Annotated in this window: 14 protein-coding genes and 2 pseudogenes; 12 read left to right on the plus strand and 4 right to left on the minus strand. The window is 48.4% G+C overall.

Annotated features, from left to right (window positions below):
- The first annotated feature begins 10 nt into the window (after window positions 1–10).
- On the plus strand, window positions 11–2227 hold the full coding sequence (locus tag DFP98_RS20495) for a patatin-like phospholipase family protein (RefSeq protein ID WP_181917819.1): 2217 nt from the start codon (window positions 11–13) through the stop codon (window positions 2225–2227).
- A 254-nt stretch (window positions 2228–2481) separates the two neighbouring features.
- On the opposite strand, the gene DFP98_RS20500 is transcribed toward DFP98_RS20495, so the two are convergent.
- A complete protein-coding gene (locus DFP98_RS20500; RefSeq protein WP_116062474.1) occupies window positions 2482–2772 on the minus strand; it encodes a hypothetical protein in 291 nt (96 codons plus the stop codon).
- 218 nt (window positions 2773–2990) lie between these two features.
- Window positions 2991–3152, minus strand: coding sequence for a hypothetical protein (locus tag DFP98_RS39175; protein WP_181917820.1), 162 nt, complete (start codon window positions 3150–3152; stop codon window positions 2991–2993).
- 279 nt (window positions 3153–3431) lie between these two features.
- Between DFP98_RS39175 and ppsA the strand changes: the two genes are divergently transcribed.
- The 5 genes from ppsA (at window position 3432) to DFP98_RS20525 (ending at window position 10306) form a co-directional block, all read left to right on the plus strand.
- Complete coding sequence (gene ppsA, locus DFP98_RS20505) at window positions 3432–6026, plus strand: phosphoenolpyruvate synthase (RefSeq protein WP_116062475.1); 2595 nt, start codon at window positions 3432–3434, stop codon at window positions 6024–6026.
- Between the two features lie 130 nt (window positions 6027–6156).
- Window positions 6157–6831 carry a response regulator transcription factor gene (locus DFP98_RS20510; RefSeq protein ID WP_116062476.1) on the plus strand — a complete coding sequence of 225 codons (675 nt, stop codon included), beginning with the start codon at window positions 6157–6159 and terminating at the stop codon, window positions 6829–6831.
- Window positions 6828–8195, plus strand: a complete 1368-nt coding sequence (locus tag DFP98_RS20515; protein WP_116062477.1) for a sensor histidine kinase — start codon at window positions 6828–6830, stop codon at window positions 8193–8195. Before DFP98_RS20510 ends, DFP98_RS20515 begins: the two co-directional genes overlap by 4 nt.
- Window positions 8196–8375: 180 nt before the next feature.
- Window positions 8376–9347, plus strand: a complete 972-nt coding sequence (locus tag DFP98_RS20520) for an alpha/beta hydrolase (RefSeq protein WP_116062478.1) — start codon at window positions 8376–8378, stop codon at window positions 9345–9347.
- 29 nt (window positions 9348–9376) lie between these two features.
- Window positions 9377–10306, plus strand: coding sequence for a GNAT family N-acetyltransferase (locus DFP98_RS20525; RefSeq protein ID WP_116062479.1), 930 nt, complete (start codon window positions 9377–9379; stop codon window positions 10304–10306).
- A gap of 439 nt (window positions 10307–10745) precedes the next feature.
- On the opposite strand, the gene DFP98_RS20530 is transcribed toward DFP98_RS20525, so the two are convergent.
- Window positions 10746–10940, minus strand: coding sequence for a dehydrogenase (locus DFP98_RS20530; protein ID WP_116062480.1), 195 nt, complete (start codon window positions 10938–10940; stop codon window positions 10746–10748).
- Window positions 10941–11161: 221 nt separating this feature from the next.
- Here DFP98_RS20530 and DFP98_RS20535 point away from each other — a divergent pair, with 221 nt between their 5' ends.
- From DFP98_RS20535 to DFP98_RS20545, 3 genes are all read left to right on the plus strand, one after another.
- On the plus strand, window positions 11162–11932 hold the full coding sequence (locus DFP98_RS20535; RefSeq protein ID WP_181917821.1) for a Gmad2 immunoglobulin-like domain-containing protein: 771 nt from the start codon (window positions 11162–11164) through the stop codon (window positions 11930–11932).
- Between the two features lie 106 nt (window positions 11933–12038).
- Window positions 12039–12557, plus strand: coding sequence for a sigma-70 family RNA polymerase sigma factor (locus DFP98_RS20540; RefSeq protein ID WP_116062482.1), 519 nt, complete (start codon window positions 12039–12041; stop codon window positions 12555–12557).
- Window positions 12558–12570: 13 nt separating this feature from the next.
- Window positions 12571–13497, plus strand: a complete 927-nt coding sequence (locus DFP98_RS20545; RefSeq protein WP_246016620.1) for a DUF4179 domain-containing protein — start codon at window positions 12571–12573, stop codon at window positions 13495–13497.
- Window positions 13498–13605: 108 nt separating this feature from the next.
- On the opposite strand, the gene DFP98_RS20550 is transcribed toward DFP98_RS20545, so the two are convergent.
- Window positions 13606–17721 (minus strand): glycoside hydrolase family 2 protein, encoded by a 4116-nt coding sequence (locus DFP98_RS20550; RefSeq protein ID WP_181917822.1) that lies wholly within the window; start codon window positions 17719–17721, stop codon window positions 13606–13608.
- A gap of 459 nt (window positions 17722–18180) precedes the next feature.
- Between DFP98_RS20550 and DFP98_RS40280 the strand changes: the two are divergent.
- The 3 genes and pseudogenes from DFP98_RS40280 to DFP98_RS20560 all read left to right on the plus strand — a co-directional run.
- Window positions 18181–18720: pseudogene (locus DFP98_RS40280) on the plus strand (glycosyl hydrolase family 28-related protein); the annotation flags it as partial.
- Window positions 18721–18918: 198 nt separating this feature from the next.
- Window positions 18919–19491: pseudogene (locus DFP98_RS40285) on the plus strand (right-handed parallel beta-helix repeat-containing protein); the annotation flags it as partial.
- Between the two features lie 56 nt (window positions 19492–19547).
- Window positions 19548–21155, plus strand: coding sequence for an ABC transporter substrate-binding protein (locus DFP98_RS20560; protein WP_220377141.1), 1608 nt, complete (start codon window positions 19548–19550; stop codon window positions 21153–21155).
- Window positions 21156–21167: the final 12 nt, after the last annotated feature.

Below are 21167 nucleotides of genomic sequence, written 5' to 3' on the forward strand. Positions count from 1 at the left end.
GGGAATTCATGTGACAGTCGGTTTAGTACTAAGCGGAGGCGGAGCGCGCGGCAACTTTCAAGTCGGGGCAGCGCGCTACCTCTATGAGAGAAACGTTAGACCTACAGTCATTACAGGAACGTCCGTCGGGGCCATTAATGCGGTCAAACTCGCGGAAGGAGAGGGGGATGGCCATGACGAAACCCGAGGACTCCGTGGATTAATTCGCATCTGGCGAGATCTGCAAACGACGTCGGATATGTGGGTGGAAGAGAATTGGTATATTAATGTTAAAAATAATAAAATTATAAAACATTTAGAGAGTAAAGATGTTCGTAAAGAAAAGTTTCAAGTTGCAGGGGCCAGCGTGGCGATATTCGGAACGCTTGGACTCATGTATCACATTAATGAGGCATACGATTCTGCCGAAGATCTAATCAATCAAATTAAAGAGGTGCTAAACGGCCAGTCTCAATCGCTATACAATTTGGGTCCCATTTACTCGAAACTGAACGATCAATCAAAACTCGATCCTGTAAAAGTGTGGCATAGCGGCATTAAATTACGCATGAGCATTGTCGCCCTTGAAAGCGGCACATTGCGATATGTGACGGAAAAGGGTAATGTGCTGCAGCGGGACTGCGTCACCTATGTGCAGACATTACCTCCGTACGCTCCGGAATGTTTACCGATTGCCGTCAAAATCAAAGAGCTAGAGCAGCAGCGAGCCAATCTTTACTCTGAATTGGAGATGGCTGCGCCAAGAGATAAAGCGGGTATAATTGAGAAAATTCGCGAAAAGAACGGAGAAATTTCGTACCAAAATCAGCTGATGACGAGTTGCAAAATCTCTTATCCACCTCAGTCCGTCCCTTTAAGCATCGCATTGAGCGGCGGGACGTTGGCGTCCGCCTCGATTCCGCTGGCATTTTCTCCAATTAAAATAGGCAATGAGCATTATGTAGACGGCGGCGTTCGTGAGCTTGTGCCGATTCAGGCCGCTATTCAGGCGGGGGCAACTGAAATTTATGCGCTATTGGCCTCGGATAACTCTTTGGAACCGGCGCGAAGCCTTTTAAACGGAAAACTGGTTGAGACCTATGCCAAAGGTTCCGCAAACTTGATCGACGTGGCGAATCGTGCGACAAGCGATATTATGGCTAATGAAGTGGGATTAAGTGAGATAGAGCCCTATATTTCAAACGTAAACCCGAACGTAAACGTGATGATCATCCAGCCCGATCACGACATTCATGACATAATGACCATAGATCCCGGACTTATCGATATTCGAATGGCCTACGGTTATATGAAAGCGGACGATACTTATCAGGCGAGGCAAGCCGACCCGGCAAACTACAGGCAATTGGCGAACCAGTACTCGCAGGAACGAAATACGGATTTGATCTATCGCATGCGTTATGAAATCTGGAAATTGGAATACGAGGCGACCGGTTATAGGTTCGAATTCGACGATAAAGGCCGACCAAAGTATCCTCCTCAATGGATTGGACACAATCTCGATGCGATTCGACAAGTCCGGGATCTTAAAAACCGACTGAGCGATCTTGTGCATGACAGAAGAAGAAAAGGGGGATACGTTCCGGCGGAGGCCCAGGATTGGTCCAACACCTGGGAGCGTCATCCATGGACGCCCGATCGCGGACTGTGGCTTCCTAACGCCCCCGCAGCACAGGGCAGCGTTGTCCGACCGGGAGAAACTTTAGGCATCGATCAGGCCATCCATTCGCCAAACGGGCTATACTCGCTGGTTTTTCAAGGAGACGGAAATCTCGTTCTCTATAAAATAACTAAAACGACAGGTAGGGTAGCCCAGGAGTGCCGTCCTATTCAAGCTGAAGTTAACCAACTACAAAATCAATTAGCAAGTCTGCAAGCGCAGTTGGCTACCGCATCTCCGAGAGAGAAAGCGGTAATCATGGAGCAAATTCAGGAACTGAAAGCGGTCATCGATCTCAGACAAGGGGATTTGACCGCGTGCAATGCAACATACCCTCCTGAAGTATTGATCACGAGGAATGCAGCTTGGGCGACAGGAACTACGGCGACGGCAGGGGCATGTTATTTGGATCACGATGGGAACTTGTACATTTTCGATGAAGGCAAGCAGATCGTCTGGTTCACCAATAAAGGCAGGAATCCGAATAGTCATCTCGCTGTCCAGGACGACGGCAATATTGTCATCTATCGTCCGGACGGAAGCGTAGTCTGGTCGATGAAAGGCTAACGGCAAAATCGCTGCTGTTCCGGCAAAAAAGGAGTAGCAGCGATTTTTGTTTGGCGAATTTGCGATCAACAGTATCCTCCTTTGATTTGAATATGCTAGCTTGAAAGAAGGGTAAAACTTAAACATCGGATTCGGGAAGATGAGGATTGCAGAGGAGAAGTTGTAGGCCAAGCAATCTGTAAGAGGCTACGCCTTACAACACCCAAAGAACCGTCAGGACAAGCCTGACGGTTTGTCTTACAGTCTGCGCTGGTTTATTCCGGAATCGAAATCGAGAAGGAGCCAGTGGCGCTGGCCCCGCTTAAATTCAGAAGACCGATAGTCTGAATCTGATTGATACTTACCCCGTATTCCAGCCCGCCATTCACATCCAGTTCAAAGGGAGGCAGCCCATTGTAGCGAGTAATGACCAGCCGAACAGGGCCCGTCAGACTGTCCGTGCTAAGCGTTACAAGTCCGGTAGCGCCTGGAGGATCGACCGCAGAATAGTAGCCTTGCCCGACGCCGACGTCAAGCGTATAAAATGTGAAGAACCCAAGCGACATGAAAGTTCACCTCCTCTTCCTTCATTGAATGTCGGAGGAAGCGGCCGCGAAACGGCTGCTGCAGGTAGAAAACGCATGTAGGCTGCATATCTGCATGATAACGATTAACGCCCTGCTCCAAATACGTCATTCAGTTCGACGTCAAGGAGGCAGGGCGTATATTTTGAATATCGGGTTTCAACCTTATGTTAGGCACTGAACGGTTCACGACATCGTCCTCAGAACTTGGGCAGAATATACTTGACCAGGAAGTACATGATGCCGAAAAAAATGATAAGGTAAGCTGCATACTTGATGAATGTAGCCGTCACTCGGCTGGAATCCGATCTCTTCTCGATATGGCGCTCTTCAACCTGAATGTTGCGCTGATCGGTTGTCATGCGAATCACCCTCTCTTTCTATGTTGCTATTTCTTACCCCAAGCGAGGGATGGCCAATCAGTGATAGTTAATAAACCAGAGGGAAAATAAGAAAAGAACCTGGCACGGCTGCTCAGGTTCTTTATATATATTGCACATAAACAAACAGGGTGGTATAATCAAATGCCAACCGTTTTAATCATTATGTACACAAATATCTTATCTTACACTTTAATCGTATCACTTCGGCAAGCTCTTGTCAATTGCTTTTCTCAAATTAAGGGTGAGGAGAGATGTGGGATGAATGCACTAGTTCTCGATTTTCAGGAAATGGAAAAAGGGCAGCTTGGGCTCGTTGGCGGCAAAGGGTTGAATTTGGGGGAATTATCAAAAATTCAAGGAATACACGTACCGGACGGATTTTGTGTAACAACGTCGGGATTCCAACAAGCCATCGAACAAAACGAAACGTATCATGATTTGCTGGATCAATTAACTACATTAAATTTTGAGGACCGTGATCAAATTCGCGAAATCAGCGGGAAGATTCGTCAAACCCTCACAGAAGTACAAATCCCTTCCGATGTTGCGAAAGCCGTTGCTCGCTATCTCGCCCAACATGGCGAAGAACATGGTTACGCAGTACGTTCCAGCGCAACTGCCGAAGATTTGCCGTATGCTTCTTTTGCCGGTCAACAAGATACCTATTTAAATATCATCGGCAAAGACGCGATCTTGCAGCACATCGGCAAATGTTGGGCTTCCCTGTTCACGGAGCGCGCGGTCATCTATCGTATGCAGAACGGTTTCGATCACAGGCAGGTTTATTTATCCGTCATCGTTCAAAAGATGGTTTTCCCGCAGGCTTCAGGCATTTTATTTACCGCCGATCCCGTTACTTCCAACCGCAAATTGCTATCCATCGAAGCCGGCTTTGGACTTGGAGAAGCTTTGGTCTCGGGGGTGGCATCTGCGGATTGTTATCAAGTGCGGGAGGAGGAAATCGTCGAGAAGAGGATCGCAACCAAAAAGATGGCTATCTATGGAAGAACAGAAGGCGGAACGGAGACGATGCAGATCGATCTCGATCGGCAAAGGTCTCAGACCCTCACGGAGCAACAAATTTTACAACTGGCACGCATCGGAAGACAGATCGAAGCTTATTTCGGTTGTCCGCAAGATATCGAATGGTGTTTGGCCGATGATACATTTTATATTGTCCAAAGTCGACCTATCACAACTTTATACCCGATCCCGGAAGCGAACGATCAAGCAAATCACGTTTATCTATCCGTCGGTCATCAACAAATGATGACAGATCCGATAAAGCCGTTGGGCTTGTCTTTTTACCTGATGATCACTCCCGCACCTATGCGTAAAGCCGGAGGGAGGCTGTTCGTTGATGTTGCATCTAGTCTGTCTACGCCAGTCGGCCGGGAAAATTTATTAAATGCCGTGGGCTCCGATCCGCTCACTAAAGGCGCACTCATAACCGTCATAGAGCGAGATTTTATAAAACGGTTACCCCATGATCAGCCAGCGCCGATTCCGCACAGAAGCCTTATAGATAGGGGAACACAATTCGAGAACGATCCGGCGATCGTTTCCGATTTGATTAAGCGCAGCCAAATCTCGATAGAAGAGCTAAAGCAGAACATCCAAACGAAATCAGGAACGGATTTGTTTGATTTTATTCTGGAAGATATCCAGCAATTAAAGAAGATCTTATTCGACCCCCAAAGTACGGCTGTATTTATGGCGGCTATAAATGCGACATCATGGATCAATGAAAACTTAAACGACTGGTTGGGCGAAAAAAACGCAGCAGATACTCTTTCTCAATCTGTGCCCCACAATATTACTTCGGAAATGGGACTGGCGCTATTGGATGTCGCAGACGCGATCCGCCCTTACCCGGAAGTGATTGATTATTTGCAGCATGCAAAGGAAGATAATTTTCTGGATGGGCTGGTTAAGCTTAATGGGGGAAGAGAAGCCAGAGACGCTATCCATGATTATCTCGACAAATACGGAATGCGATGTGCCGGAGAGATCGATATTACGAGAACCCGTTGGAGTGAAAAACCGATTACGCTTATCCCCCTGATTCTTGGTCATATCAAGAGCTTCGAGCCTAATGCCGGTCATCGAAAGTTTGAGCAAGGACGCCAGGAGGCATTGGATAAGGAGCAAGAGTTATTAGGCCGACTGAGACAATTGCCGGACGGTGAACAAAAAGCCAAAGAAACAAAACGAAAAATCGATCTCATCCGGAATTTCATTGGCTACCGGGAATATCCGAAATACGGAAAGATAAGCCGCTACTTCGTTTATAAGCAGGCTTTATTGAAGGAAGCCGAACAACTCGTTCATGCCGGCGTTATCCGTGACACAGAAGAGATCTACTATCTAACTTTTGAAGAATTTCACGAAGTTGTCCGCACCAACAAGCTTGATAATCAGATCGTTAACCAACGTAAAGAGGATTACAAGCTTTTCGAGAAACTAACTCCCCCGCGCGTCATTACATCCGAAGGTGAAATCATTGCAGGCGAGTATAATCGAGAAAATTTTCCGGCTAACGCGATCGTAGGTCTACCTGTCTCTTCCGGAACGATAGAAGGGAGAGCGCGTGTTATTTTAGACATGGAAAGTGCCGATCTGGAGGACGGAGATATATTGGTCACCGCCTTTACCGATCCTGGCTGGACACCCTTGTTTTTATCCATTAAAGGCCTTGTCACCGAGGTTGGCGGACTGATGACCCATGGAGCAGTGATCGCGCGTGAGTATGGCTTGCCGGCAGTTGTTGGGGTGGAAAATGCCACGAGACTGATCCAAGACGGGCAACGAATTCGCGTGAACGGAACCGAAGGGTACAATGAAATATTGTAAGGATTGAATAGTTGTAAACCGCACGGACAACAGAGGCGATTCGTCCATATTTCCGAGCTTGGGATTTCCGTTTTGTATCGGATATAGGTATACTTCAACATGAGACGGAAACAGGGAAAAGAGGGAAGAGATGCCGACGATTCTGGTGGCCGACGACGATACGAACATTCGCGAACTCGTCTGTCTATTTCTGCGCAACGACGGATTCGCAACGGTTGAAGCCGCGGATGGCAAGGAAGCGCTGGCCGTCTATGCTTCAACGCATGTCGATCTTGTCGTGCTCGATATTATGATGCCGATTATGGACGGCTGGACGTTATGCAAGGAGCTCAGAAGAGCCAATCCCGATCTTCCGTTGCTTATGCTGACCGCGAGAGGCGAAACATGGGAGAAAGTGAAGGCCTTCGATCTCGGGACGGACGATTATTTGACGAAACCGTTCGATCCGCTGGAGATGACGGCCCGTGTCAAGGCCTTGCTGAAACGATACCGGATTGGCACCACGCAGATGATCCAGTTCGGCAACGTCACCTTGGACCGACAGACTTATAAGATAATGCGAGGAGCAGAGTCGCTTACGCTGCCGCTCAAGGAGTTCGAATTGCTGTATAAGCTGGCCGGAACACCCGGACAAGTCTATACGCGCGAGCAACTGATCGATCAGGTGTGGGGGATCGATTATGCGGGAGACAGCCGAACGATAGACGTCCATATTAAACGCCTCCGCGAACGGTTCGCAGACACGCCCGATTTTCGTATCGAGACGGTGCGCGGGCTTGGCTACCGGCTTGAGGTTTGCGAATGATTAAATCCATATATACACGAGTCGTCCTGACATTTTTAGTTTCCGTAATCGGGGGCACGGTGCTTTCCTTTTTTGTGGCAACTTGGGTGTTTAGAGACAAATTAAATGAAAATTTGCAAATCCCCTTGCTTTATTTCGGCCAGGACATTGCCCGGATTTACAAGAAGTTCCCGTTACCTGAAGCGGATGCATTCGTAAGCGAAATGAACCAGCTCAAATCCTATCATCTTCGTATTTACGAAGCACCGGGCCAGTTCCAGTCTTATGGAACGGTCAACGGACATAAGCCTGCCACTGTGACGATGGAACAAGTGAAAAAAGTATTGGCCGGGGAAATTGTTCAAATCAATCCGAGCGGGATCTCGACTACTCTGTTAGGGTTGCCGTTTACAACAGATACGGGTACGAAAGCCATGTTTATAGAACCGATCGGCCCTCCTTCGGCCCCTTTTATCATTAAGTGGATTTGGAACTTTTTGATCTTCGCGTTGTTTACGGGAAGTTTATTGATTCTGGTTGCTGCCATGTTCTTGGTCAGACCGATCAAAAAGCTGACAAAAGCGACGAGGCAAGTCGCAGGCGGCGATTTCAACGTTAAGCTGAACATTAAGCAAAAGGGCGAGCTGGGCACATTGGCTCAAAGCTTCGAAGAAATGATGCACGATCTGCAGCAGCTTGAGCGGATGCGCAGGGAATTTGTGTCGAACGTATCGCACGAAGTCCAATCGCCGCTTACTTCGATATCCGGTTATGCTCTGGCGCTCAAACAAGCAGGCATTACCGACGATCAGCGAAGCCGTTATCTCGATATCATCATCGCCGAAGCAGACCGGATGTCCAAGATGAGCGACAGTCTGCTCAAGCTGAGTTTGCTGGAATCGCAGTCGCAGCAGCTGCAGTTGGCCACGTTCAGCCTGGATGAACAGATCAGGCGAGTCATCGTCGCGATTCAGCCGCAATGGTCGGCTCGCAGCATCCGTTTCGAGCTCAATTTGAAGGCCGTTCGAATAATGGCCGATCATGATCAATTAAACCAGGTATGGACGAACATACTCGGCAATAGCATAAAATTTTCCGCGGATGGCGGTATGATTAGCGTCAACATGAAACAAGATATCAAAAACGTGACCGTCCAAATAACCGACACGGGTATCGGTATTTCTCCCGAGGATCAGAAGCGTATCTTCGAGAGGTTCTTTAAGGCTGACCGCTCCCATAGCCGCAAGTATGGCGGCAGCGGCATGGGTCTGGCTATCGTGAAACAGATCGTATCGCTTCATCAAGGCGATATCCGAGTGGAGAGCGAACCCGGAAGAGGGACGACCGTCATTGTCACCTTGCCCATTACAACTCCGACAGAGTAATTCATTCTTAACTTCACGGCATCATGTGCAAGCTTTTGTACGTGTATAGCCGTAATTTTTTTTGCTTGTTCATACTGCGTTCATATTACCGTCATGGGCCGTACATTTTCGTCGTGTAAACTCTCCTTATCAGCCGATAAGATAGCCGGAACTAACCGGCGAGAACAGGAGAAGATACGCATGGAACTTAATGAAGAGGTAACGAAAAAGAGGATGAGCAAGCCGCTTCGCATTATCCTTAAATCTCTGGCAGCTATAGCTGGCGCAATTTTACTTTTTATAGCCATTGTTTTTATCGTTGATAAGATCAGCGGCAAAATAGAGCAAGGAAAAATACAAGCCTATGGCCAGTTAGTGCCTGTGGATGGGAAAAAAATGAATGTTCTGATTCAGGGAAACGGTGAAGAAACCGTCGTGCTCCTGCCCGGTTACGGAACAGCCGCACCGGTTCTTGATTTTAAGCAGCTCATCGACAAGCTCTCTCTCGATTTCAAGGTCGTCGCGATCGAGCCTTTCGGTTATGGACTCAGCGATCGAACGAATAAGGAGCGGAACACGGACAATATTGTAAGTGAAATTCATGAAGCCTTACAACAGCTTAATATTGACCGTTACACATTAATGGGCCATTCTATTGCAGGCATTTACGGGATGGCTTACGCGAACAAATATCCGGACGAGGTGCGTGCATTTGCTGGAATCGACAGCAGTGTTCCTACGCAAGGGGGGATGGATGTCACATTCCCTATAACAACGTTTAAGTTACTGAAGCAATCGGGCTTCGGCAGATTGCTGCTGAAATTAGGTTCCGACCCTTATGCCGAACTGCCGTTTGACGAAGAAGCCAAAGAACAAATGAGGATGATTACGCTTAAAAACATGTATAATAAATCTGTCCTGAATGAAATGGAGAATATTTCTTCTAACTTTAATGGGGCTCAACATTCAGAATTCCCCAAAGAGCTTCCCCTTATTTTGTTTGTAGATGCGGGTAACACAAGTAATGAGGGATGGATACCGCTTCATGAGGAGCAAGCCAATCATTCCGTACAGGGAAAAATGATGACATTCGAAGGAGGCCATTATTTACACCATCTTCGGTCAAAAGAAATCGCCGAAAACTTCAAACAATTTATGCAAGAATTAAAATAAGTGCGTTTATCGAGCCAATGAGGTGTCCTATGAAGACTATTCGCAATCCGTGGTTGAAGCTCAGAGAGGGAATTTGCCAAGAAGACTTTGACTTGATCAATAGACTCCAAGAGCGGTGCATCCGTGAAGATCGGACGACGCTGAAGCTCGAGTTGGACTACAAGCTTCGCGCATATTCAGAGAAAGAATGCGTGGGGATCCGCCCAATCAATGAATTCATGTACTTCGATGGGCATGAGTTAATTGGCTACATGGGGATTTGTGAATTCGGCGGCGCAGATGCGCCGCTCGAAGTAAACGGCATGGTGAATCCGGACTATAGGCGTCAAGGCGTCTTCGGGACATTATATAAGCTTGTTGTGGCAGAGGGAAGGCATAGATCCCCCGAAAGCATGCTTCTTCTAAGCGATCGGAAATCGGAAGCCGGGCAAGCGTTCGTCCAAGGCACCGGAGCCAAGTACCGACATTCGGAGTATGAGATGTATTACCGGGGGAACCGGCCGGAGATAAGCAATGACCTAGAAGGCATTACATTTCGTAAGGCGACGAATGCCGATGCGCGGGAAATTCACCGGCAGAATGCGATATACTTTGGCGACAATCTGGGAGAAGAGGGGACAAGTGAGCAAGAGGAGGGGATGATCCTGCCTGAGGAGGAAGAAAAGCGGGGCATGATTATCTATCTTGCCGAAGCTGACCGACAGATCATTGGAAAGGTCCATATCCAGTTGTCTTCCGACATCGGAGGCATCTATGGGCTTGGCGTATTGCCGGAGTACCGCGGCAAGGGATACGGAAGAGCGACACTCTTAAAGGCAATAGATAAGTTGAAGGAAGCGAACGCAGGGGACATTATGCTGCAAGTAGCCGTGGAGAACGCCAATGCACTGCGGCTCTACCAATCCTGCGGTTTCGTGGAGACCTCGACGATGGATTATTATGAGCTATTTAATCAGTAAGAGCGAGCCTTTGCTTTATCTCGATTAATGTTTTTGTGGGGATGTATCTCCCCCTTTTTTTATCGAGATTAACCTTTGAAAAACGAAAAAAGAAACCGTTCTTTCATAATAAAATGGAGGTACCACCCAACCATTTTCGAAAGGAACGGTTTCTTTGTATTTCAACGTCCGGACTTTCCCACCATCAACCGCTTCCGCTCCAAGCGCATGAAAGACGCGCTCGAGACCTGTCTTCACGGCTGTCCTGAAATTTGTCCATAAATTTGCTCAAGAAGGTCGCAGTAGACCTCAAATACGAAATGACGGCGCAGGGTTAGCACCCTTAACACCGTCATTTTTCAATTAGGCACCTTTTTTCTCAAGCGAGCTGTTCTAAAAGTGAGCTAGAACTTACACTTGGGACAGCTTCTTTGCTTTTTTGATTATCCGAAATGAAAGGCTAGAAATTTGCAGGAAATGTTTCCTCGAAATGATCCTTTTTCTGAAAGAGGTTATACCAGGTATCCGCAATAACATCGGGATCTCCGACGGTGCCGACTTGGATCATCGTGCCGATGGAGAGGTGACCGACGAATACCCCTTTTTCTTTCAACTCATTGTGCAGGTTGGTTGCATAATTGCGAATACCGGACATTACAATCCCGCCATTCCCGACCATAGACAGAGGGTGCATGGCAGATTTAATCTTTTAAAAGATGGATAGAAGAGCGCCATGGAAAGTCATCGCAAGTGCGCCGTCCCTCACAGCAAAAAATTCCCAACCGATTTATTGCGTCTTTTCGAACAACCTCTGCGTCTAACGAATGTAACTTCATGAAGCTGCGAAAAATATCACAATATAAGGAGTACACAACCATGAATAAAAAAATCATCGCATTGAGCACGGCTGTCGTTATCGGAGGCTCCGCCTTTTTTGGAGTCATGAACACGTCCTGGGCGCAGAAATTTTCGCAACAGTTCGACCAAAGCTTCCTTAAGCCTGCCGTAAAAGCCGCCGAAGAAACAGCCAAAGAAGAAGCTTTCCGCAACGTCAAAGTATCGGATCGCATCGTGCAGTATATCGTATCCGGCAAAGCTCGAGTCCATGAAGGCACCTACAACTACACTGTGAAGCAAAGCGGCGAGGTCGTTGCGGAAGGCTTCGGTACAGCATCGATGGGAGCTCCGGAATGGGGGGCGTTTACTCAGGAAGTTTCGATTCCCGCGAATAAGCTGTCCGACGATCAAGCTCTGACGATGGAACTGTTTCAGATCGACATGGAATCCGGCGATGCCGTGAACAAAACGAATTTCGAGTTGAATAAGGAATCTGCCGTAAGTACGGGGAAATCGGTTAAAACGTTCCGCAGCATAAAAGTGTCCGATTCCAACGTTCAATATACGGTGACGGGCAAAGCGCGGGTCCATGAAGGCACCTACAATTACGCCGTGAAACAAGACGACGTCGTCGTAGCGGAAGGCTTCGGTACGGCATCGATGGGCGCTCCGGAATGGGGAACATTCACTCAGGAAGTTTCAATTCCCGCAAGCAAGCTGTCCGGTGATCAGCCGTTGACGTTCGAGCTGTACGAAATCGACATGGAATCCGGCGATGCGGTTAATAAAGTCGTATACGAACTAAAATAAGTTTTTTCAATGGATATTTCCCCGCGGCATTGCGGCAAGCGAACGACGCGGGGAGTCACACGGTTAAACGCGTCTTTCCGAATTCTGGCGACGGGAGGTTGGTGCAATGGAAGAAGCGGAGCTAGCGAGAAAAGCGATAGGCGGCGATGAAAATAGCTTCACGATCTTGATCCAGTCCAAGAGAGAGCGACTGTACCGTATGGCTTATACGTACGTAAGAAACAGGGAGGATGCGCTCGAAGTCGTGCAGGAGACCGTATATCGCGCTTTCCTGGCCGTCCACAAGCTGCAGCAGCCGCAATACTTCAATACATGGTTAACGAAAATTGCGATTAACAGCGCTTTGGATTTCGTGCGCAAATCGAAAAAAGTCGTATACGCGGAACCGGGAGCCGAAGGCAGCTATGAACCGAACCATAACGAAGAAGCGATGGATTTGCGCGAAGCGTTGGGCAGTCTCGACGAGAAATCCAGAACGGCTATTATGTTAAGGTATTTCGAGGACATGCAGCTCAAGGACATTGCGGACGTGCTTGATACGCCGCTCAGTTCGGTGAAATCGATCATCTACCGGGGGCTGGAGCGGTTGAAAATCAAGCTGGAGGAGAGTGAGTCCATTGGATGAGAGGCTCAAACGAATGAAGCAAGCTTACGACGAGATCGACATTCCCGATGAGTTGTCAATAGCCGTTCTCAAAGGAATAGAGAGAGGAAAACAGCAGCAGGTTCAACCGAATGCGAGACGGCGCAGCCGGCGGTGGATCGGACGGGTAAGCGCCAGCGCGGCAGCTTTGCTCATCGTTTTTACAATCGGCATCAATACGGTTCCGGCGTTCGCGAATAGCTTGCAAGAGGTTCCCGGACTGGGCACACTGGTGAAAATTTTACAGTTCAACAAAGGGAGCGCAGGGGGAGGAACGATCCAGGACGCGACGGACGTTAACTTTATAACGGTGAAGGAGCAGGGGGACAAGGAAAGCATTATTTTGAACTTCGCGCAGAACGGCGAGGCGCAGCAGGTGGCCAGCTCCTTCCACGTCTCGTTCTCGGAGTATCCTCATACGATGACTTTTACGGTCGGCGGCGCCAGGAAATTTTCCGCAGTTAAAGATTTCGCCGCGTTAAAGAAGAGCAAACGGATCGAGGACGCATACGAGCTCATTACTTTGGACGATTCGATGGTTCGGTTTAACGTAACGTTCAAAGAAGCGGTAACTTACGAAGTCCATGAGTACAAGGAGCCCGCACAGGTGGTCATTACAATCGCTTCGGATCCGGATCGCAATATAGATCGACCTCCGGTATATTCCGTGCGTACGGCATCCTTCCCTTTCGGAGAGTCTGTTGGAATCGCGGAAGAAATGTTGTTCGGCGTAGACAACATGCGCGTGCTTAAAGATAAACAAGGCTTATACTTCGTCGAGGCGGGGATTTACGACACGGAAGCCGAAGCGAAGGCGCAGATGAACGCGATTAAGACAAAGCTCGGATACATGGATCCGCTATTCGTCGAAAAGAGAGAAGACCGGAGCATACCGGAATCCATTCAGGCACCTGCCCAATAGACGGCGTCTTTGTGAGTTCGGATCGTGTATTAAAGTGGAACAGAAAAAAACGTGCTGTCAGCCCAAGGATCGTCATCCAAGGCCGGCAGCACGTTTTATTTTGCAGCTCTAAAAAACTTCGATTTCAGACAAGCCGTTGTTAAGCCAGCCGGGGCTGGATGAATCGACCTGAAACTTGATCCATGTAATGCCGCTCTTTACCGGAAAGGTCACTGTAGTCGGGTCCCCGGCGTTATCGAGCGCTCCGACAGCGACGCTCGATCCATCACTGAATGTCAGCGTGCCGGACTGAATGTTATCATACGGATTAGAACGGTCATACAGTTTGACGGATTCAATCGTAATGCCGGAGTTCCAAGTCAATCTAATCCATGGACGCTCCTCGCCGTTGGATGCCCATTCTCCGGATCCCCAAATTTGTTTGATGCCATCAATGGCAAGGGCGCCATTAAGCGTCGGATCTTCCGAAGAAGTTTCCACTAGATTGGCTGCAGGAGCCTTGTTGCCGCTTACGACTAGACCTAACTCGTATTTCAGCAATTGATCCAGCAGATATTTTCCTGCCACGTTCTCCCTGGCGTCATGATCGGTATTGAGATCGCCAGCCAGGTCGCCACCCGCCGCAAGGCTGTCAAGCCGCAGAGTCGTTTGAAGCAGTTGTCCGCTGCCGACATTGAATTCGGATAAGTAGGAGCTTACGGAATAACCGCGTAAATCCATTCTTGCAATTATAGGTTGATGAGCTGCAAGATTCGTTCCGCCGTAAAAACCGTTGTAATCGAGCGAATAATCGGTTGCGAGATCGAGAAACTGCTGGTCGCTGAAGCCTTCGTGAGGGAATTGACCCAATGCCGGATGCCCGTTCGGAATAAAGGCATATGCCCAAATATTAAACGTGCTTGAATTGGATGTGACCGGTCCGGCGCCGTGACCGACATAGAGCACTTTCCCGCCATTGTTCAGATAGCTGTCGATAGCTGAGCTCCAATCCGTCGTAATAAGCAGATCCGGATTGTCATTAGCCCAAGTCGTCATCCAGGGATAACTAGTTGTTAGAGCTAATTTATTGGCAGGGTCGTAAACTTGAACCGTTTTATCAGGGTTGGATAAAGGTTTATTCGGATACACCCAGACCGGCCAGTCATTCGTAATGAGATATTCTCCACTGTTAGCGGTAAGTGTCACTTGAAGCGTATATTTATACGGACTTGCACTGTCGGGCGTAGTGAAGGTGATCGCGTTCAAGTCGTATACATCGCCGTTGGCAAGCGCTACGCCGGTCTGGCTAGTACCGGATGAGACGGCAGTTCCGTTTGCCATAAGCCTCCAGGCGACGGTGCCATTCGTAATTGCCGTTCCGTCGTAATGCGACAGCTTCGGGCTAACGGTAAACGAAGAACCTCCCCAAACATTGAGCGTCTGCCGTTCAAGCAATAACGTCGTCGGATTTGTCGATTTTTTCAATTCAGCCGAATCGAACTTTAGATCGCCGTTATCGTCATAAAAACCCGCTTGGGTTTGTGCGATATCGCGAATGTGAGTAACAAACAATCCGGCAACTCTGCTATTCATTTTTGAGGCTTCGATATAATATTTCTTGGACATTTGCGCATTCGCGACGGAAGACGATCTGAACGCATCGATTTGCCCGAGACTGAAGCCTTGATTTTGCAAAATCGTCTCAGGATCTTTCGTTCCGAACATCGTCCACCACCAAGGCAATGTTCCGCCGTTGGCGTTCTTGATCGCAGTCGTATTCCGAATGGTATCGGTATCGGCATATTCGCCCAAAATAAGGGGTTTATCCAAGCCGCCGCTAGCCCTGGCATTCGCCCAAACGTCGATAACTTCTTTGAATTTGTTTAGTTGATAGTAGGGGTGGGTCGCATAAAAATCGCCGTATTTCGTCATTCCTACTGAACTGTTGTCCAGAAAGAGCCGGTTAGGCGCCAGTGACTTGCCCATGTTGTACAAATCGAGCATTAAGGAATCCATTTGGGGCGAGAAGGTCGGCATTTCGCAACTGAAGTCGCTCATGATAACGCTCGGATGGTTGCGATCTTTTATAACCATTTCAGTGATATTGCTGCGTGATCTGGAGAAGAAATCATCCGACTCTACCGGATGCCAGATCGGATATTCAATGTAGGCGAGCATGCCATGTCGGTCCATTTCGTCAAGCACATACTTTGGCGGCACTGTCAGGGTGAACTTGATGGCATTGAATCCTGCGTTCTTCAGATCGGCAATTTCTTTTTGTACTTGCGAGACGGATGGAGTCTCTGCAATCGTGTCCCAATAAAGTCCCCAGTGAAGCATGCCGGTAAGGAAAATATTTTGATTGTTCAGTAGAATTTTTTTGCCTGACACGCTTATTTTCCGCATCCCAAAATCTACGGTTTGGGTATCGAGCACGGACGATCCTTCTTTCACCGATACGACGGACGTATAGAGATAAGGATCGGATGGTGACCACAGAGTGGAGGACGGCATATTTACATAGAAGCTGACGTTGGCCATCCCGTGCGCATCCAGCGTGATGGTGCTCGAACCTGAATAGGAGGAGCCTCCTCCGGCACGAGGCGTAATATCGGAATGAATCGCTAACGTTCTTGAGGTATTGCTCTTGTTGTGCACGCTCAATCGCACTTCTGCACGATTGTTGTCGATATCGGGATTCATATATATATTTTCTATATAGATGTTTTTGGAGGTGCTTAAGTTGACGTCTTGCCAAATTCCGCCGTAATTAATGGCGATTGTATCCTGCAGAAAGCCGGCATTCGTCTCTTTAATGGGAATGGCCCCGGTTCCCGAGTTCATTCGCGAATCAAATTGATCGGTTACTCGAACGATCAGCGAGTTCGTTCCGCCTACATTAACGATGTTGTTCTTCGAACTGATATCGAATTTGAACGGTACATAGCCCCCTTCGTGGGAACCGATGAACTTGCCGTTCAACCATGCTTCCAGCTTATAATCAGCAGCATCGAACTGCAGCCATTTGATTTCATCAGATGCAAGCGAAGGAATCGAAAGCTCCGTCTTGTACCAGCCGACTCCATCGAAGCGTTTCGGGTCCTGGTAAACTGAATCGATCGTATTGCCTACGTGAGCGTAAATTCTGACTTTAGCGGCGGAGAGGTCGGACAGGCTTCCGATTTGATGGTCGGTACGCTCATAATAGCGTAATCCATTAGGATTATATTGACCGATAACGACCGTATGGTCCGTTCCTCCATTATCGTATTTCGACTCCTCCCAAGTGGCTGACGAGGAATTGTAAGTCATTAGCCGGATATTAAAGTTGCGATCCGTTGCGGCTGTCCAATTTGTTAAATCGTTTGACCAGTAGCTTTTTCCCGACGGAGCGTTGCCGCTTGCGAATACATCCAGCGTGTTCGGTTGCATGTTTCCGGGGTTGTCGATTGTCGAATCAAGAAGGATAGAGTTATTGCCCGTTTTCAGATAACTGATCGGAACCGGAATTTCGATCCAGTGGTTGGCGTTATCCTGCAGACTGGAAAGATCGGCGGATACCCACTCGTTGTCATTTAATTTTACTTTTACAAAATTCCTTTTGACGCCGTCGAAGATCAGACTTGTTTCCCATGCCGAGGGAACGGCGATATTTTGCCAGACTGCATGATCAAGCTTCGAATACTGCAGGCGGACATTCCAATGTCGATCGCTATTTTGTATAAAGTTGACGCCGTCATTGCTGTACCACGCACGAGTGGTTGCGCCGCCGGGGATTGTTGCCAATAAGTCTAGAGAATCATCTCCCATATTACTGCTGCTAACAATGCTCGAATCGAATGTGACAGCGTTGTCGCCATCGAGCAAATCGGCATTGTTCACAGGAATTTCGATCCAATGCGTTTTATTGTCCATATATTCGCGAAGATCTACATGCTGCCATTGGCCATCGTTAATATTCACCTTTAAGCAGTAACAGGTTTCGCCTGTTTTTCGCGCAAGATTGCTGCCTACATGAATCTGGGCCATAATTTTGGCATATTGGACATCGTTCCTATTGGGGATGTTCAGCACCATACGTTCGATGTAGGATTTTCCATTCGGCGAATAGCGTCCAATTACGGTTGACGCGTCGCGAACGCCGGAATCGTACTTAATGATTCGAACGTCATTCTCTATATCAGGGTAGATCTGCCAAGTCCCGTTAAGGCTGACCTTGTCGGTATAAGCTTCAGCTTTATTCATTGCAAACGCTCCCATTACTATGATCGTAAAACAAAAGATGGGTAGGGCAAGCCACAAGCTCCTCACACAGCGTTCCTCCTCTAGGATTTGAGATCATGCCAGGCTCATTGCAACTGAATGCGAGAACTGAGACATAACACCTCCACGGATAAAAATAGATAACGGGTTACGCGTGGAATATATCATGTCAAATTATAATATGTCAATACATTATGTAATCGATAAAACATTGTATGGCGACCATTCCGCTCCTCGGTCAAATAATGGAGCCGATTCAAAACTGCGTTTGAAAGGTAAACAGACAAACTCCCTAGTTCGTTGCTTAAATAGCATGACAAATTTATGTTGACATTACATATTTGTCATGCTACTTTTATTCATATCAGACCATAAAACACTTGGTTTCTGGTGGAAACTCAAGGTTTACTGGCTGAATCATATAAGTAAGAGGGGGGTTACATGTCAATTGTAAAGACAAATAGAACAAGGATCATTATTTTTGCCTTGTTATTGTCGGCTGCAACAATCGCATTTCTTGTTCTGTGGGGCCAGCGCGATAGCCAGAACGTTTCTTCAGGCTTCCTCGAAGAGGAAGAGGTCTACAATGTTCGGAGGCATGGCGCCAAAGGAGACGGCACCACGGACGACACAGAGGCAATCAACGGCGCCATCGACTATGTGCAGAGCGCGGGAGGGGGAATCGTCTTTTTCCCTGTCGGCAAATACAAAGTCTCGTCAACGCTGCTTGTGTCGGGCAGCAACGTAGAGTTGCGGGGGACGGGGAAAGCATCGGTCGTTTTCATGGATAAGAGCGAGGGCGCGGTCATTAAAATCGGCAACGAGAATGAAATGATGCATACGACACATAACAAAGTAACGAATTTGACGATCGATCGCGCCGTGCCGCCCGATCCGAATATTGAGGAACGGATTTCGTACGGTATCCATGTCGAGCGCGCCCGCTTCACAACCTTGGATGGCGTCATCGTCTACAATGCTGCCTATGGCATCGGAGTAGGGGAGAAAGGCGGGGACGGATTCCCGAACCAATTTACGAACATCGTGAATTCGTACGTCATGTATTCCGGAAGCATGCAACCGGTATCGACGTTTCCCGGGGCGAATATCGTTTTCTGGTCAGGCGCGGACTATAAGGTTAACACGACATTCGTAGAGCCGACCCATGTAGGGATTTTGATGACAGGCAATGCAAACGGTATCAATATCAACGAAACGACGGTCATTAACGGCGCGCCGTTCAAGAAGGGCATTGTCAGCATCGGCAAAGGCTTCGCCCGCTACATCAGCAATTCGATCATCGAGAATGCGCTTGAAGAACAAATCTATATCGGCGAAGGCTCGCAGCGGGTCACCGTTTCCGATTCGTGGGTCGGAGCAGGCAGCGTTAACGATAGGAATGACCGCATCGGGATCGTCATTGAGGACACGACGCAGAAAGTGACGATCGCCAACAACAGAATCGGAGACCAGCGCAAACAGGCGATCGTCTCAGCCGGCTTTAATGTCATTATTCAAGGCAATACGATTGAAAATAACGTCAATTCCGGCTGTGTGTGCGATAGCGTGGAGATCACGGGAGGAGATTATATCATCGTCTCTGACAATCGGGTGTTCGGAAGTCTCGACCGATACGGCATTCATATCAGCGGCAATACCGATTACTACACCGTTACCGGCAATGTGTCGCCGGAAACCGGCGTGCATGCGGCCGCCGCCGGAAAAAACGCAATCGTGAAAGACAATTTGTAAACGGAACATGTAAGCGCTTAATAATGGGCGATATTTTTACAAGGGGGAAGGTTAAGATGAAATTTACCGGTAAAAAAAAGAGGAGCATTATCCAACTAGCAATGATTAGCTTATTGGCGATTTCGACCCTCTTATCTGCTTGCAGCAAGTCAAATGAAGGCAGCAACCCGAGTATAAGCACGCCTTCCGGCAGTGGAGGAGAAAATCAAACGGAAACCGCGCCTGCAGGGAATTCCGAAGCTTCAGGCAAGCTTAAGGGGAAGATCGTCCTTTCTAACAAAATGCCCGAACACACGGCGCTGCTGGAAAAGGCAATCGAAGAATACAAGAAGGTACAGCCAGATGTAACGGTGGATTATCAGATCAAGCCTTGGGACGGTTACGAAACATTTCTGAAAACGACCCTAATCGGAGGCAGTGCGCCGGACATCATGTTCACGGAAGAGGCGAATACGTTCAGGGCGCAGGATTTGATTCTTTCGCTGGACGACTATCTAAATACTCCGAATCCGTACTCGGATACGGGGAAACCGTGGAAGGAAGATTTTGTCGCCCCATACGTCGATGCGACGCGCGATGGGGCGGGACGAGCAAACATGGTGCCTTGGACGATATTCAGCCTAGGACTGTTCTACAACCAGGAAATGTATGAAAAGGCCGGAGTCACAGAGCTCCCAGCGACATGGAATGAATGGAAGCAGGTAAATCAGCAGCTGGCGGACGCGGATCTCTTGCCGTGGGGACTGGCAATTAAACCAGACGACGCACAAAGCTTGTGGACCATCGGCAACTGGATGAACGCAGCTTTCCGTTCGGATTACGAAGCGCTTAATTTGAAGCATAAGGATGGGTGGACCTACAATCCGAACGATCCGGCCTCTACGGTCGGCGAAGCGATTACCATCGACGAGCTATGGATCGGCTACAAGAAGGGCATTCTCGACCCGGCCAAATCGGAGAAACTCCGTTCCCTCTTCCAACTGTTCAAAGAGATGACTCCCTATATGAACAAGGATTTCATGGCCATCGGCGGCTCGGAAGTGCCGCAGCGGTTCCTGACCGCCAAAAATGCCCAATTCTATAACGGAACCTGGTTCGTCGGCAATATCAACCAGCATATGGAATCGCTCAAGGCTGATGGCAAGGAGAACCAAACCTTCCGCTGGGGCGTCATTCCGTTCCCTAAGGTTGGGCCTGAGAACGGCGCCTTTTTCGACAAAGGCGAGTCAAATGAGCTGTCGGGTCTGCGCAACGGATTCATGGTGAAGAAATCGGACGATGCCAACGCTACCAACATTGCGATTGATTTCCTCCGTTTTCTGACGAGTCCGAAAATGGCGTCCGAGCTGTTCCCATTGAAAAATCCGGACAGCGGCAAGCGCTACGTAGCGGATATAGCCGCGATTGCTGGCGTCCCTCCGATGGAAGGTGCAGAGAAGCTTTCTCCTGAACGCAAATATGCCGATCTCAACCTAACGTTCTTCGCCGATCAGAAGGATCAGGACGAGTTCTGGGGACAATGGCAAAAATATTTGACCGACAAAATAACGCTTGACGAATTTGCGATCCAGCGCAGCAAATCGTTTGGAGCGGGGATTGAGCGCCAGTTAAAGCTGCTTCAGAGTGAGGTGGACCAGGCTCTGATCGATAGCGAATTGAAATAAGGAACATGGGGA

The sequence above is a fragment of the Cohnella phaseoli genome, from assembly GCF_003386235.1.
GTDB classification, from domain to species: Bacteria; Bacillota; Bacilli; order Paenibacillales; family Paenibacillaceae; genus Cohnella; species Cohnella phaseoli.